We start from the raw sequence: 15,979 nt of genomic DNA, 5'->3' as shown, positions 1-15,979 counted from the left end.
TCCATTGATATCATGTCCGCTTAAACAGTTATGATTCCTGGGTGCCATCTTCTGAAGCGACTTCAAACTTTTGCCTATTGCTAGCTTGCCTATTGCCTTTTCTCGAACGATTGTGTAAGTATTATAGCAACGAGCGCTCCCGTGGTTACAGTTTAAATGGGGTAAGAAACCTTAAAACCCTTATCGAAAAGCCGTTTCAGTTCCCTATTCCCTATTCCCTATTACCTGCGCGCAGCGCTATAAAACGGACTTGATATGATGGGGTGGGAACGCACCCTACAATTAACTTTCGGTCGGGTCAAAGCCCCCAGAATTGGGGGTTTGGGGGCGCGACGATTGACAAATGGTTTCCGATTGCCATATCAAATTTCCGGCTTTTGTAGCTGTTTAGAAACCGGGTTTCTCAAAGTTGGAGAACAACCCGGTTTCCCAATGTCAGACTATTCCTCCACCCGGAACGCCGCCGCCGGGAGAGACAGTCGGGGTGACGGCTTCAATTCCGGCCGGGAAGAATACCCGTTCCGCGTCGGTTTTCCGGCGGTTTCCTCCGGAAGCAGGACCTCCCGAATCAGCCTCGCCACCGCCCGTCCGGCGAGATCTCCGGCCACCTGCTGACTCAGATCCCGGACTTCCGGTTTCGCCAACAAATTGGGCACCCGCTGCACCAACAGTATCGGGTCGAACCCTTTCGTTTCCTGGAGGATGGCGAGAATGCGCCGGATGTGTTCCATCCTCTGACGATCGCCCTCCGACATCGTTTCCACGGCCGGACGCGGCGCCTTCACGCCCATCCACTCCGCCACTTTCTGTTGGGCCTTGGCGATCGCATTTTGGGACGCCAAATCGATATTATTCACCAACTCCCTCGCCAGATATTCCCGGATAAATTCCCCCCGTTCCGAAAAGATAAAATCCAAGGTCTGGTCGAGCACCTGGTTGATGTCGTAATCGTCGCTATTTTTGGCATTTTTGAGCAGGTTTTCCAGTCGGTTCCAGCGGAACGTGCCCTCTTTAAATAGCAGCAACCGCAACGACGTCCGCAACTGCGGCGCCGGGTCGCTCAACAGCCGTTTTGCCACATAGGGATAGGCCTTGCTGAGAACCTTAAAATTGGGATCGACGTTGATAGCAATCCCCTCCAGGGTGACGAGCGATCGGATAATCAGGGCATAGTAAGCCGGAACCCGGAACGGATACTCGTACATCAGAGCCGAAAGCTGGTCGGTGATGCTCTTGAAATTCAGTTCCGCCACACTCGCCCCCAACGCATCGTTGAACACCGAAGCCAGGGCGGGAATGATGGGGGTGAGATCCGTATCCGGACTCAGAAATTCCAACTTTACATAGTCGTGGGCCAACCCTTCAAAATCCCGGTTCACCAGGTGCACCACCGCTTCCAACAAACCGTACCGCTGATAGGGTTTCACCTCGCTCATCATGCCGAAATCGAGGTAAACCAACTTTCCGTCCGGACTCGCCAGCAGGTTGCCGGGGTGGGGGTCGGCGTGGAAAAACCCGTGTTCGAGGAGTTGGCGGAGGGAGCACTGGACGCCCACTTCGATCAGATAGCGGGCGTCGATGCCCTTGGCGGCAATTTCTTCTAGATTGGTGAGTTTCGTGCCCGTCACCCACTCCATTGTCAATACCCGCCGCCCGGTGTAATCCCAATAAATGCCGGGGACGTAGATATCTTTGATGTGGCCGTAGAGTTCCCGGAAGCGTTCGGCGTTGCGGCCTTCGTGGCTGTAGTCCATCTCCTCGTAGATGCGGCTCCCGAATTCGTCCATGATCGCCACCAGGTCGCTGCGGATGAACTTGAAGTTATTTTGAACCCAAATTGCCAGTTTTCGCAGGATGTAGATGTCGAGGGCGATGCTTTCGGAGAGGCCGGGACGCTGGACTTTGACGGCGACGGTTTCCCCGGTTTTGAGTTTGCCTTTGTAAACCTGTCCGAGGGAGGCGGCGGCGAGGGGGTCTGGGCTGAGTTCGGCGTAGATGTTTTCCGGCCGATCGCCGAGTTCTTCTTCGATAAACTGGTAGGCGACTTCGTTGGGGAAGGGGGGGAGTTGGTCTTGGAGGGTGGTGAGTTCTTCCAGGTACAGGGGGGGCACCAGGTCGGGGCGGGTGGAGAGGGCCTGTCCGACTTTGATGAAGGCCGGCCCGAGTTCGGTGAGGATGTCGCGGAGGCGGACGGCCCGCTTGCGTTCGTTGCGATCGCTTTGGCCGAGTTTGCGATCGCTCCACACTTTAAAATACCAAAACCCAAATTTCCAAATGATCGTCAGCAGCCGCCCCCAGACCTCCAAAAATCGGGAGCGGTAGTGGTTGGCGATGGCGATGGGGTCGTAGCGGATGGCGAAATCGTCGATTTCGGGTTCCGCTTCCTCGACGGAACCTTCGACTGCGATGGCGTCCGTCTCGACGGTTTCGGGCGGGGGGACGGCGATCGTCTCGGTTTTGAGTTCGGCTGGCATCGGGGTTCGTGAATCCAAATTGACTTCGGGGGATGGCGGGGATATCGGTTTGACTGTCATATAAAATATCGGATCGAGTCTGAATATCAATGTTAACTATTGTAACAATATTGGACTCGACCGCCGCGCATCTCGACGATACCATTGATTCAACCGCCGCGTCAGGCTTCCCGAACCGACTCCCGCATCAGCCGGTGACACAGGTCCAGCAGGTGGCGGCGGGTGCTGATGGGGAGGCGGGGTTGGGGCGACTCCAGGTCGGGCCAGTTCGGCAGGTCGAAGCAGGGACAGCACCCCGGCGGCATCCCGTGGGTCCGCATGGGGACGGGCATGGCACAGCGGGCACAATCGACGATATCCCACTCCGGCGTCAGCAGTTCGGCGATGGTCTGGTCGGTTCCCTCCAAGTAGCAGTCGCCGGATTCGGGACTCAGGATTTCTTGCCAGCATTCATTCAACTCGTGGCTGTAGCGATCGCCGCTGATGGCGGGTTGGGGCAGCCGCGTTTCTCTGCCGTTGTTAAGGACGACTTTTTTACCGAGCTGAAACCAGTAGGCGAGGTATTGTTTGACTTGGTGTTGGGAAGCCATAAATCATCCGTGAAGGTGGTCTGTTCGTCTATAACATGGGGTCGAGTCCGAGATTCAAAACTTGATGCTCAAGAAACGATTTCATTCTAATTTTATCTACAAATTGCGACATTTCTGCCGACTCAAACCTATAATTAACCTTAAGGTTTGCCGCCCAATTTTATCCTTTGCGGGGGAGAGTTGCCCGCCGCGACCGTCTCGACCGTCACCGTCGCCGTTTCACCCGCGACCGTTTCCGCCCGCCGAAATCGCCTGAGAGTGGGCGTTAGCAAAATTTTAAAAAAAAATATTAAATAATATAAACAAATGTCAATATTTGTCAATATATCTGAAGTTAGATTCTCTCGATGGAAACATTTTCGCGGTTCTCCGGCGATCGGTATTTTTACTGAGGGTGACTCCCGAACTGGGCATCGGAGGGCAAAATGTTCCGTAATTTCACTATTGTCGGCTCGATGGGAGTCGCCTTAAAATTTGACTATAGCCTGAATAACAATTGTTTTTCGGCGACACAATAATCAACCGGGAGTGCGGTATGACCAGTATTTTATCGACCTTCGATCTGGCGAAACAGGGTGATGTGAATGCGATCGGTTCGCTGATTCGGCAAAAGCTACGGTCTAAAAAAATCGTCACGAAATTTACCTTCAATGGCGGAGAACTCAATTTTTATGTCGAATCGGAAATTTTTTCGGCTCAAACCGTCGGGGCAGCCATTTTTAAATATATCGATAACTGTCGGTTTAATGTGAAATCAATACAATTCATAAAAATATATAAACCCCGGGAAGGACGTTGGCAGCTTGCCCATCGAGTCCCACTACATAATCCGGATAAGTTGATCGTATTGAATCCTCTCGAAAGCCGTCAAAATAGCTCCGATTTATTTCCGGCAAAAGCCCCATCACAAATCAATCCGAATTCGGAGATCGACACACTTCGAGGAGAGTTGAAACAGTTAAAGCGGTCTCTCGAAACCGAAGTTAAACGCCTGTCTAAGATTTCATCCCAGTTAGAAGATGCCTTGCACGATCATACTAAAGACGACCAAAATCTGAAAGCAATAATGTTTCAAATTATTGACTTACTCATACAGTATCCTCCCGCTCATCCTCCGGGGGAACATCGTGACTGCAATGACGAAAACGGTCGTGATAACACTGTCAATAATGGGGGCTTTATAGAGAAATATAAAATACCGGAAATACCGGAGTCTACACAATTACGACAATACCTAGAACAACTCAATATTAAAGTTCTGAGTAGTCGCGAACCCAATCCCTCAGATACGCCGATGAATAAGATGGCGGTGAAACTGGGAAAAAATTACCCTAATTTGGCAAGGCTACATCAAGCGATCGTCAGAAGTATTCCACACAACCAAGCCTTCGATCTCAACCTGGCAAATTCTAGTCAATTGGAGATTTCCAATTCTACCCAGTCCGGTCACAATCTCTACAATCTCAGCTTTCTATCTGAATATCACTACGACCGAAAAAAACGCAAGATTACTGGAAAAGTCGATCGCAAGTCCGAAATCCTCAATTTTTTCAATGGAATCTGGTTTGAACAGTTCATTTATGCCGAGATCGATGAACTTTTTGACCGGAACAATATTGACTATGAATGTCTGATAAATCCCCAGCTTGAGTTTGCCAATGGAGACAAATTTGAACTGGATTTTTTGTTTCTTGTCAACGATAAAGTTCTCTGGATTGAATGCAAGTCCGGAAGGAATAATAATAACTTGAGTTATAACCGATATGAGAACCACAAACAAGTCATGCAATTACCGAAAGAGCGTTCGCTGTTGGTCTTGCTTCAAGCTTCAAAGGAACAGACGGAAGAACTCACCCAAATGCGGGATCTGACGATCGCCAACACCGACAACTTGATCGAAAAAGTCAAGCGGGGATTGAATTGGGAAATCGACGCCTAAAATCACCGACCCATTTTTAACTAAAAAAGGAGCAGATGCTCCTTTTTTTTATTGCGAGAGTCCCAAAATTTCGATCGACTTATCCAGAACCTCGTCGGGGTCGAAAGGTTTGGTCATGTACAAATTGGCGCCGACTTTTTCCCCCTGCTGCTTGTCGAACTCCTGCCCTTTTGCCGTGAGCATGATAATATAAATCTCGGACAAACCCATCTGATTTTTGACGCGATCGCAGACCTCGAAGCCGTTCATTTTGGGCATCATCACGTCCAGAAACACCAATTCCGGCTTTTGTTCTGTAATCATCGCCAAAGCGTCCTCGCCATTCTCGGCGACCAACAACTCCACCCCCTCATCCTCGAGATCCTCCAGCGTCTGTTCGAGTAGAAGCCGGATGTGGGGTTCGTCATCTACAATTAAAATTTTCGGAGCCATGAAACTTTCCCTTAGTCTGTTAATATAATACTTCAAACACCTCGATTTTGTTCTTTTTCCCCTTAACTTTCACGATACCGACCTCTCGAAAATTGAAATGGTGGCGGGTGGCATCATATATACTACGTCCCGCCAAGATTTGTCCACCCTTCGCCAGGGATTGCAGGCGGGACGCCACGTTCACCTGGTCGCCGATCGCGGTATAATCGACGTGGTGGGGCGACCCGATGTTGCCCACCACCACCTCCCCGGAACTGATGCCGATTCCCGTCCGAAAATTCTCTCGAATCCAATCGTTGGGAATGGTTTTCAGGCGAGCTTGCATTCCGATCGCCGCCTCGATCGCCCGTTTTTCGCACTCCTCCAGGGATGCAGGCGCCCCGAACATACAGACGATCATATCGCCGACGAACTTATTCACCGTCCCGCCGTGGTCGAAAATCACGTTGACCATGGACTCGAAATAAATATTCAAATATTCCACCATTTTTTCCGGTTGCAATTCCTCACATTTGCTGGTAAAATTGCGGATATCGGAAAATAAAATCACCAAATTTTTCTTGCAATTTTTGAGGAGATTTTCCTCCTTGGAATCGATGACCGCCCGCGCCAACTGGGGGGACATATAGCGTTCCAAATTTGCCTTGATCCGCTCCTCCTGGAGGCGATATTCGTAAAAGCGGATGTTCTCGATCGCGTTGGCGGCTTGGGAGGCGATCGCCGTCAACAATTTCAAATCGCTGGCGGTGTACGCCACCTCCCGGCTGCTGAGGAGTCCGAGGGCTCCCAGGATGCGGTCGTAGTTTTTCAAAGGAGAAAATAAAAACGCGGAAATTTCGGAATTGAAGGACAAAAAGCGCCCGTCGGAGGCGATGTCGTTGACAATTTCCGGCCGACCGAATTGGGGAATGGAAGTGGCAATTTTCTCTCCCAAATGGCGGCTGATGTCGGGAGTCTCACCGGCGATCGCGATCGTCTCGCAGGTTTGGGTTTCCTCGTCGCAACTGATGGCGAACCCCCCCGTCGCCCCGATCACTTGCATGGCTTCCTCCAAAACCAACCGGGCCAGGGATTGCAAGTCCAAAACCGCACTCAATTTCTCGGACACCCGGTAGAGGAGGTTAATTTCTTTGTACCGCTCCAAAGTCTCGTTGGCGAGGGTTTTGCACTCCCACTCCCGCTCCACCAAATAGCTCAAAAGGGAGGCTGCCGTCGCCGCCATTTCCGGCCCTTCCACCCAACCGACGGGTTCCCCCCGCAACAAAATGGGGTGGGCCGTCGCACTGCCGTCGCGATCGCCGAGCAAACAGTTCCCCCCTCCATCCACAATACAAATTGGAGTTTCCGTCAATTTCAACATCTCACCCAGCAAAGACGAGACCTCGGGTCGGGCCAAAATCCGCTTCAATTTAACCTTCATTCTCCCCCCGGGGTTCCTCCAAAAGAAACAGAAAAATATTAGCCAACTCCTTTTCAAATCTCAAACTTTTCACCAAATTGTACTTCTCCGAAAACTGGGCGTTGGCGATCACCAAATCCGGCTTCAGAGAGCGAATGTGGGGCAGGAATTCCCCGTCATCGTCGGGACTCTGCGTCACCAGATATCCCTGAGCCCGCAGCACCTCGTTCAAGACCTCGACGGTGGAGGTGTCGCGATCGACGATCAGCACCCGCTTGGGGGATTCTCCCCGGGCTAACAGAGTCTTCACCTCCCGAAATAAAACGTCCTCGGGCACCGGCTTTGTCAGGTATTTATCCACCCCCACCCGATAGCCGCGGTCGAGGGATTCGTCGGCCGAGAGCACCAAAATCGGGATCTTTTGGGTGTCCGGGTCGTGTTTCAAAATCGCCGCCACGTCCAAACCGCTGATCTCCGGCATGATGATATCCAAAATCACCAAATCCGGCTTTTCTTGCTTGACCCGGGCGATCGCCTCCCGGCCGTCGTGAGCCTCCCGGATCTGGTAGCCCTCCGCGTCGAGTTCCTGCCGCAGCAGCTCCCGGATGCTCGGGTCGTCATCCACGATCAAAATCCTCTTTTTCCGCTCCCCGAGGGGTTCGGAGGGGACGGCCGGCTCGGCGGTGAGGTGTTCGATCAGGGACGCGAGATCCAGGGTTTTCACCTCCCGGCAGGCGATCGCGGGTTCCGGACAGGGGAGGGTAAAGAAAAACGTACTCCCCGCCCCGACCCGACTTTCCGCCCAGATCCGGCCGCCGTGGTGTTCGACAATTTCCTTGCAGATCGGCAGTCCCAAACCCGTGCCCTGGGGCTTGTTGGTGAGGGTGTTGCCCACCTGTTTGAACTTCTCGAACACTTTGGGAAGGTCCGCCTCGTCGATGCCGGAGCCCGTATCGCTGACGGCGAATTGAATTTGGGCGTCGGCGGCCTTTACCCGCAGCGTCACCGAGCCGGTTTCGGTGAATTTGACGGCGTTGGAGATCAGATTGAGCAGGACTTGGATCAACTTGTCGCGATCGCCCCGAATTTCCGGCAGGTGTTCTTCCATCCGGACGACCAACTCGATGGGTTTGGACTCGAACAGGGCCGACGTCGCCGCGATCGCCCGTTCGACCACAGTATTCACCGAGAGCGGTTCCAAATGCCACTCGATCTTCCCCGCCTCCATCTTGGCGATATCGAGGACGTCGTTGATCAGCGTCGTCAGCCGCATCCCCTCCGAAACGATGATGTCCACGTTGCCGCCCACCTGCTTCACCGCCCGTTGCACCTTTTTGTCCTGGGTCTGGACGTGGGGGAAAATCACGTCGTCGAGTTTTTTCTGGATCAGCTTGGCGAAACCCAACACGGAAGTCAGCGGCGTCCGCAACTCGTGGGACACGGTGGAGATGAAATCCGTCTTCATGCGATCGATCTCTTTTTCGGCGGTGATGTCGCGCAACAGCACCACCGAACCGATAAAAATTTCTTCTCCTCCACTGTCCGCCGCCTGCTTCAGGACACCCGTCGCCACCGCCTGCCCCATGCGATCGGCGGCCAGCGACACCTCCGCCTGAAACACCTCCTTGGGTCGGGCCTTGGACTGCAACACCAGGTCGGCGACATCGCTGCGGAACACCCGGGAACACAATTGCCCCCGCAAGTCCAGGGCGCCCAACTGAAATAACCGGGCCAGGGCCGGGTTGGTGCGGGTAATTTTGCCCTCCGCGTCCGTCACCAGCAGGCCGTCGGCGATGTGGTCGATGATCGAGGTGAGGTTGGCGAGGGTTTCCTGCAACTCCGCCGTGGCCGCCTCCACCCGCTCTTCCAAGTGCTGGTTGGACTCGGCCAGTTGCCGGTTCGACTGTTGCAGTTGCCGGATCATCTGGTTGAAAGCCCGGGCCAGGATGCCGATTTCGTCCCGGGTCAAGACGGGGGCCTTGCAGTCCAAATTGCCCTCGGAAACTTGGAGCGCCGCCTCCGTGATGGCGAGGATGGGCCGGGTGATCTTGCGGGTGAGCAGGTACACGGCGATCAGGAGCAGGGTGACGGAACTCAGGCCCAGCAGCAGGATATCTTTGGCGAGGCGATCGGCCGGGGCGAAGGCTTCCCGCTGGTCCATTTCGGCGATCAGGGCCAAATTCTGGTCTTCGAGCCAGGTGTAGATGCCGATGACGGGGGTGCCCTCGTAGTTGCGGTAGCGCCCCTCCCCGTCTAGCCCCCGCAGGGCCGCGGCGATCGCGTCGCTGGTGACGCCGCGGGCGAACTGTTCCTCCCCCATCTTTTCGCCGGAGATGAAGGCGCTGTGGGTTTCCAGGCTCCCAACCAGGTAGGTTTGGCCGCTGTTGCCCAACCCGCTGCGCTCCCGGATGATCTCGTCGATGCCGTCCAAGTTGAGGTCTACGGCGACCACGGCGATGCGGGGGTCGCCGTCCTCGGGATCGGGGGAGGAGGCTTCCCGGGCCAGCCGTTCCCGGGTGGCGGGGTCGGGTGCGCCGGTTTCCGGGAGTCCGTAGGCGGCCTGGGCGGCCCGGAGCGCCGCTTCGGTTTCCGAGCCGGGGAATTCGTCGATGGGGCCGTCGTAGAATCCCAGATCTCGCAGCAGGAGTTGAATCGAGCCGATCGCGTCCGGGCCGGGGACGGCGGCGGTTTCAGGGGGCCCGGCGAGGACGGGGGCGGCCAGGGTCATCATCGGGCGCCCGGTTTTGAGGGAGGTGTAGAAGTTGGGGCGGACGATGTAATCGGAGTCGATGCGGTCGAAATAGGTGGTGGTGTTGCCCAGGGGTTGGTAGGTGCCGACGATGGCGGGGTCCGTGGAGTGAACGGTCATGCCGGCGGTGGTCAATAAAGAGATGCGGTCGATCTGGGGTTGGAGGGCGACGATGTGGGCGAGTTCCCGGGCGATGGCGGTCCGCGCCGTTTCTTTTTCCGCCTCCGTCGCGCCGGGGTCGAGGAGGACGGTGGCTTGGGTGCGGAGGGTGAGGTCACCGGCGATGGTGAGGGTGTCGCGGCGCTGATGTTCCCCCCACTCGTTGACCTGGTGGGCTTTGAGGGAGGTGGCGACCCGCAGGCGGTCGAAAATGGACTGTTGCAGGGCGTCCCGCGCCCGGATGTTGACCGTGAAGGCGACGAGGCCGACCGTGAAGGCGGAGAGGAGAAAAAAGTAGCCCACCAGTTTGGAGAGCAGGCTTTGATTGAGGAATTTCATTGTCGTTCCCAATCGGAGAAGATGGCTCGGATCTCGGCGATCGCGCGATCGGCCGCGGCTTCCGGCGAGATTCCGTCGGCGACGACGGCGCGGATTGCCCGACCCCAAACATTATCCGAAAGCACTTGAGAATAAGCGGGATTGAAGGATTGTGGAAATGATCGGGTTTGGCGGTAGTCCCGGGCTGACACGGAAATATGGGGGTCTTCGGGATCGGTCCAAAACGGATCGTCGAGCAGTTCTGGCATCACCGGAAAATAGCGCCCCTGGGCACCCTTCAAATATGCGGCTAAATTGTCGGGTCGGATCAGATAGGCGAGTAGGCTTTTCGCCGCTTCCCGATTCTGAGACTCTTTAAATATAACAACCTTTTTGATGCTGACCACGGAGGACAGGGGCGTGCCGTCGGGTTTGTCGGGCCGGCCGATGGTGGCCAGGGCATCGAAGTAGGTGGCCCGGTCCTGTCGCTGGGAACCGGGGATGGACAGGGACGGGTTGGCGGTCAATACGGCGTCGCGACTCAGGAAGGTGACGTTATTTTCGGCGTTGCCCCAATTGACGGCACTGGGGGGGACGTACCCATCTGTGTAGAAGTCGGTATACTCGGTGAGGGCGGTGATGATTCCCTGGCGGACGTTCGGATCGCTCACCTGGAGTTGTCCGGTGGGGCTGACGACTTGGACGTTGTAGGCTTCCAAAAAGTGTTCAAAAATGAAGTAGGTATCGCTGGCGGCGGTGGACAGGGGAAATGCGAAGGCGTAGATGTCCTCTTGACCTTGTTGCCGCAACCGTTCCTGGGCGGTTTTCCAGAACTGCCAAAATTCGTCCCAGTTTCGGGGGATGGATTCCTCGGCCATTCCCGCTTCCTCTAGGAGGGGTTTCCAGTAGTGGAGGTGGACGGTTTGCTGGCTGAGGGGGACGGCGTAGTAAGCGGTTTTTCCGGTGGCGGCGTTTTCGTAGCGGACGGATTCGAGGGCGGCGGGGTCGTAGCGGTCCAGGACGGGTTCGATGACGTCGGAGACATCCACGAGGCGATCGTCCCAGGCGAAGCCGGGGATGGCGGGTTCGATCTTGCCGGTACTGAAGAGCATATCCGGGGGGTTGACCGCGGCGATCGCGTTGTTGGTCTCTTTGAGCATATCTTTGTCGCTGTAGAACGTCAGTTCCACCGGGATGCCGTTTTCGCCCTCCCACTCGGCGACCAGACGCCGGATCTCTTGCGTTTCTTCGGGATAGAACCCCTGCTGCCACCAGACTCGGAAGGGTCGGTCGCCGACGCCCGAGTCCACGGAGGAGGGGGAAATATTGCAGGTGGCGATTCCCAACGCCAACCCGAACAGCAACAAGAGGGCGATCGTTCGTCTGCGTATTTTCATGTCGTTCGGTGGGACTCAATTCCCCACATAGCAATTTTCAATCTCACCCGCCACATCTCGAATGAGAGTGTCGGAAAGGGAAAAAGGCTGATGAATCGATCGCTCTCAATTCTCACTTTTTCTCCCCATCTTCAATAAATAAACATTCCCCGCCCGGTGAGGGCAGGGAATGTCAAAAAAGTTTAAAGTTGATCGATGGCGGACTGACCGGTTGCTATCGCGTCGGGCACACTGAAATGTTGTTGGCGTTCAGAAAGATCGTACCGGCGGGCTGTTGGGCGATCAGTACCGGGTTGCCGGTGTCCGTTTTGATGATCAGCGGGTCGAGCCGCAGGCACTCCTGAACCAATTCGCCCCATTCTTCCACCTGGCGGGTGTATTCGGCTCGGAGGCGGGGGATGTCATCCAGGGTGATGCCGTTCGGAATGGGGGTCAGGTTGGCGATGAACACTTCGTCCGTGATCACCGCATCGCTGGTGATGCTGCGATCGACTGCCAATTCGTAAAGGATGGGATAGGTGAAGGCGGCGGGCAAAGTTCTGTTCGGCAATTCCAAATCCGGCAAGGTGTAGTAACGGGGGGGATCGACGCGATCGGGATTCGGATCGTCCTCGCCTTCGTCCTTGGGCTTGTACCTGACGTCGAAATCCGATGGCGTGGTCACGACTCCAATTTGAGCGAGGGCCTGAACCGGCAGGCCGATCGCAATGAGCGCACACAATGCGCCTAAAAGCTTAGACTTCATCGTAATTCATCTCCTCAAAGTCACCAAAATAAACAATTGACAGCCTCCCCGCCCGATCCGACCGGATCAAATCCGGGTGGATATTCCTCAGATCGCCCCGAGAATTCCCGGACTCTGGGACAGTGCCATCTTAACTCGATCGCGACAGAGGTCGGATAGAAACACTTGCGAACTTTATCAAATTTTACCTCATCTATCAATATACCAACTGATATCGCACCCGCGATCCGGACGGATGCCCGCAACAGGCACAAAAGCGTCCTGACTCGATTTCGCCGCCGGAGTAGCCAGTGGAAGGCCATACTCTGGTAGATTAGTGAACTTAGGCAGAAGAGATCGACCCCAATCGCAGCCATGACATCGACCAACCGACAGTTTAACCCATTCAGACAGTTCCGAAGTGCGATCGCCCCGACCCGCCGCATCGATCGCCTCCAGCGACAAATCGGGATCTGGGTGTGCGGCATCCTCCTGGGATTTGTCCTCACCCAAGTCCAGGCCCACTGCGCCGTGGCGGGTGAAAAGATCGCCTCCCGCCTCGATACCCTGGCGCAGGACGTCCGGCAACCGGCGGCGGAAATGAGCTACTATCCCCAAGCCGGACAACCCACCCACCAGCGGGAATTTCGCGGGGTGTGGGTGGCTTCGGTGGTGAACATCGACTGGCCCTCCAAACCGGGCCTGTCCGTCGCCCAGCAGAAATTTGAACTCCTGGCTATCCTCAACCGGATGCAGGAATTGAACCTCAACGCCCTGGTGCTGCAAATCCGGCCCAATGGCGATGCCTTCTATGCCTCCCAAATTGAACCGTGGAGCAGTTGGCTGACGGGCCGCCAGGGCCAACCCCCGGCGCCCTATTACGATCCGCTGCAATTCGCGATCGACGAGGCCCACAAGCGCAACATCGAACTCCACGCCTGGTTGAACCCCTACCGGGCCAAACTGAACGCGGAAAAATCCCCCTTCGCGGCTAACCACATGGCGGCGGTTTATCCCCAGTACGCCTACCGCTACGGGGATTTGATCTGGATGGACCCGGGCGCGAAGGAAATCCAAGATCGCACTTACAATGTGGTGATGGATATCGTCCGGCGCTACGATGTGGACGGCATCCACATGGATGATTATTTCTACCCCTATCCCAAGTCGGGCGTTTCCTTCCCGGACTCCCAAACCTACAATGCCTACCGGGCGGCGGGTGGCACCCTGTCCCTGGCGGACTGGCGGCGGGATAATGTCAATCAGATGATCTGGCGACTGGCCCAGGGGATCAAGGCGATCAAGCCCGATGTAAAATTCGGGATCAGCCCCTTCGGCATTTACCGTCCGGGCAAGGCGCCGGGAATTGTGGGGATGGACCAGTACGACGCCATCTATGCGGACGTGAAATTGTGGATGGAACGGGGATGGGTGGATTACCTGGCGCCCCAACTGTACTGGCGCATCGATCCGCCTCAGCAGAGTTACCCGGTGTTGTTGGATTGGTGGGTGCGAAACAACCCCCAGCGGCGCCACGTCTACGCGGGCAATTATCTGAGCCAGTTGGATAACGGCTGGTCCGTGGGCGAGTTTCAGCGGCAGGTGGCGATTTCCCGCCAAAAGGCGAATCAGTTGTCGTTGGGAAATATCTTTTTCAGCATGAAGATGTTCCGGGACAACCGGGGCGGGGTGAATGATATCTTCAAGTCGGCGGTTTATCCGACTCCGGCGTTACCGCCGGCGATGCCGTGGTTGGATAATGAACCGCCGGAGGCTCCTGCGGGGGTGCAGGGGAGTACGGGGATGATTAGCTGGAATCCCGATACTTCCAATGATGTGCGATCGTGGGCGCTGTATCAGCAGTTTAGCAATGGCTGGCAGTTGGTGCGGGTGCTCGATCGCGATACGACGGCGGTGAGCGTGTCGCCGGGAACCTACGCGGTGCGATCGGTCGATCGCTTGGCCAACGAAAGTTCCGAGCAAATCGTCACGGTGCAGTAACTCCTTTGAGGGAGCAGGGGGGCAGGGGGGCGGAGGAGGCGCAGGGAGTCCCTATCCCCCCATTCCCCATTCCCCATTCCCTACTCCCTATTCCCCGCCCACGGCGCTCTATGACTTTTATTTCCACCCCCTACGCTTTATTTCTCGCCGTTCTGTTCGTCATTTACTGGGTTATTCCTTGGCGATCGGGGCGGCTGGGGGTTTTGTTGGCGGCGAGTTTGCTCTTTTATGCCACCCTGCAAATTCAATATATCCCGCTATTATTACTCTGCATTTTATTCAATTTCGGTTTGGCGCTCTCCATCGGCGAACCGCTGGAAAATTGGCAAATTGCCAACGTCGCCTGGAACCGCCGCCGTTTACTTTTACTGTGGATCGGAATTATCGTCAACGTCCTGCTTTTGTTGGGTTTCAAATACGTTCCATTTCTCCTTTCCATCGCCGGCGGTATATTTGAGATTCCCAATATCGAAGCAGCGGCAGTCTGGGCTGACAGTTACATCGTCCCGCCGCTGGGTTTGAGTTTTTTCTGTTTTGAAATTATCGCCTATTTGATCGATGTCTACCGGGGCGCTCCCGCCACTCCTTCCCTACTCGAATTTACGAGCTACAAATTTCTATTTCCCAAATTTATCTCTGGCCCGATTACCCGCTACCACCACCTTGAAAATCAGTTTAAAAGTCTCAAATTTCCCGTCCCCGAACAAATCGCGGACGGGTTGTGGCTGATGGCGATGGGGGCGATCAAAAAGGGCATTTTTGCCGATCGCATCGGGATTCTCGTTGCCCTCAGTTTCGACAACCTGCAACGGGCCGGAAGTGGGGATTTGTGGCTGGCTGTCGCTGCCTACGGGTTGCAACTCTATTTGGATTTTAGCGGTTATGTGGATTTGGCGCGGGGGACGGCGTTACTGCTGGGATTGAATTTGCCGGAAAACTTCGATGCCCCCTATTTTACCGCCAGCATCGCCGATTTTTGGCGGCGGTGGCACATGACTCTGGGTGACTGGCTGCGAAATTACCTTTATTTTCCCCTGGGGGGTTCGAGGGCGGGATTGTTGCGGACTTGCCTGAATTTATTGATCGTCATGTTGGTGGCGGGAATTTGGCACGGGGCGGCGTGGGGGTTCATCGTTTGGGGGGGGTTGCACGGTGTCGCTTTGGGGGTTCACCGCCTGACGGATGTGGGCTCGAAGTGGTTGTCTTTGCAGTGGATTTGGAGAACGTTTCCGGGAATTATTATATCTTGGTTCTTGACTCAAATGATGGTTTTCGGGGCGTGGATTTTCTTCCGACTTCCGGACTTGAAGGATTCGATGTGGGTGGTGCGACATTTGTGGGGACACACGGCTGATGTTCAGTTCGCCCACAAGGTTTATGTGGAGGCGTTGGGGCTCGAACGGATTCATTTGGTTGTCATCTTGGGGGGGATATTTTTGGGGATGGCGATCGCCACTGGATTTCGCCGGGGGTTGAAGGTTCAATTCAATTGGCCGGTGAAATTGATTTTGGTTCCCCTGTGCTTTTTTGCGGTTTTATTGTTCGCCCCGGAAGGGGGATTGCCCTACATTTATTTTGATTTTTAATTGGATTTTTAATTGTGAACTGTGAAATGCTCAAAATTTGCGATCGAGGGGGTTGACAGGGGGCGCGATTTATGGTATAGTGTTGACATACTTCCGAATAATGCGATGGTTGCAAAAATTTTATTTCAGCCACCACTCCCATTATCTAAAATAATACCGGAAGTCAAGCGCAAAAGCAAGGGTTTCTCAAAAAAAGTCGAAATTTTTAACA

At 55.0% G+C, this 15,979-nt stretch carries 11 protein-coding genes; 3 read left to right on the top strand and 8 right to left on the bottom strand.

The genetic code is table 11. The features are described from left to right. Nucleotides 1-440 precede the first annotated feature (440 nt). The 3 genes from AC0QHF_RS17235 to AC0QHF_RS17225 form a co-directional block, all read right to left on the bottom strand. Entirely contained in the window at nt 441-2,534 is a 2,094-nt protein-coding gene (locus tag AC0QHF_RS17235) for an ABC1 kinase family protein (RefSeq protein ID WP_324705468.1), read from the bottom strand. A gap of 101 nt (nt 2,535-2,635) precedes the next feature. Continuing rightward, on the bottom strand, nt 2,636-3,064 hold the full coding sequence (locus AC0QHF_RS17230; protein ID WP_324705467.1) for a hypothetical protein: 429 nt from the start codon (nt 3,062-3,064) through the stop codon (nt 2,636-2,638). A 140-nt stretch (nt 3,065-3,204) separates the two neighbouring features. Next, complete coding sequence (locus AC0QHF_RS17225; protein WP_324705466.1) at nt 3,205-3,336, bottom strand: hypothetical protein; 132 nt, start codon at nt 3,334-3,336, stop codon at nt 3,205-3,207. A gap of 263 nt (nt 3,337-3,599) precedes the next feature. On the opposite strand from AC0QHF_RS17225, the gene AC0QHF_RS17220 reads away from it, so the two are divergent. Next, nucleotides 3,600-5,003: a Card1-like endonuclease domain-containing protein gene (locus AC0QHF_RS17220; RefSeq protein ID WP_324705465.1), complete on the top strand. Its 1,404-nt coding sequence runs from the start codon at nt 3,600-3,602 to the stop codon at nt 5,001-5,003. Nucleotides 5,004-5,051: 48 nt separating this feature from the next. Here AC0QHF_RS17220 and AC0QHF_RS17215 read toward each other — a convergent pair whose 3' ends face one another. From AC0QHF_RS17215 to AC0QHF_RS17195, 5 genes are all read right to left on the bottom strand, one after another. Continuing rightward, on the bottom strand, nt 5,052-5,435 hold the full coding sequence (locus AC0QHF_RS17215; protein ID WP_324705464.1) for a response regulator: 384 nt from the start codon (nt 5,433-5,435) through the stop codon (nt 5,052-5,054). 19 nt (nt 5,436-5,454) lie between these two features. Continuing rightward, complete coding sequence (locus AC0QHF_RS17210) at nt 5,455-6,855, bottom strand: adenylate/guanylate cyclase domain-containing protein (protein WP_324705463.1); 1,401 nt, start codon at nt 6,853-6,855, stop codon at nt 5,455-5,457. After that, nucleotides 6,845-10,081 carry an ATP-binding protein gene (locus AC0QHF_RS17205; protein WP_324705462.1) on the bottom strand — a complete coding sequence of 1,079 codons (3,237 nt, stop codon included), beginning with the start codon at nt 10,079-10,081 and terminating at the stop codon, nt 6,845-6,847. Before AC0QHF_RS17205 ends, AC0QHF_RS17210 begins: the two co-directional genes overlap by 11 nt. Next, nucleotides 10,078-11,457 (bottom strand): ABC transporter substrate-binding protein, encoded by a 1,380-nt coding sequence (locus AC0QHF_RS17200; RefSeq protein WP_324705461.1) that lies wholly within the window; start codon nt 11,455-11,457, stop codon nt 10,078-10,080. The genes AC0QHF_RS17205 and AC0QHF_RS17200 overlap by 4 nt, the downstream gene beginning before the upstream one ends. 214 nt (nt 11,458-11,671) lie before the next feature. Then, nucleotides 11,672-12,202, bottom strand: a complete 531-nt coding sequence (locus tag AC0QHF_RS17195; RefSeq protein WP_324705460.1) for a hypothetical protein — start codon at nt 12,200-12,202, stop codon at nt 11,672-11,674. Between the two features lie 354 nt (nt 12,203-12,556). Here AC0QHF_RS17195 and AC0QHF_RS17190 point away from each other — a divergent pair, with 354 nt between their 5' ends. Together AC0QHF_RS17190 and AC0QHF_RS17185 are read left to right on the top strand one after the other, a co-directional pair. Further along, the gene (locus tag AC0QHF_RS17190) at nt 12,557-14,182 is read left to right on the top strand and encodes a glycoside hydrolase family 10-like protein (protein WP_324705459.1); all 1,626 of its coding nucleotides are present in this window, start codon (nt 12,557-12,559) and stop codon (nt 14,180-14,182) included. A gap of 110 nt (nt 14,183-14,292) precedes the next feature. Further along, nucleotides 14,293-15,768, top strand: coding sequence for an MBOAT family O-acyltransferase (locus AC0QHF_RS17185; protein WP_324705458.1), 1,476 nt, complete (start codon nt 14,293-14,295; stop codon nt 15,766-15,768). Nucleotides 15,769-15,979 lie beyond the last annotated feature (211 nt).

The organism is Lyngbya sp. CCY1209, from assembly GCF_055795065.1.
Note: the sequence above shows the minus strand (reverse complement) of the source record. Positions and strands in the feature narration are given on the sequence as shown.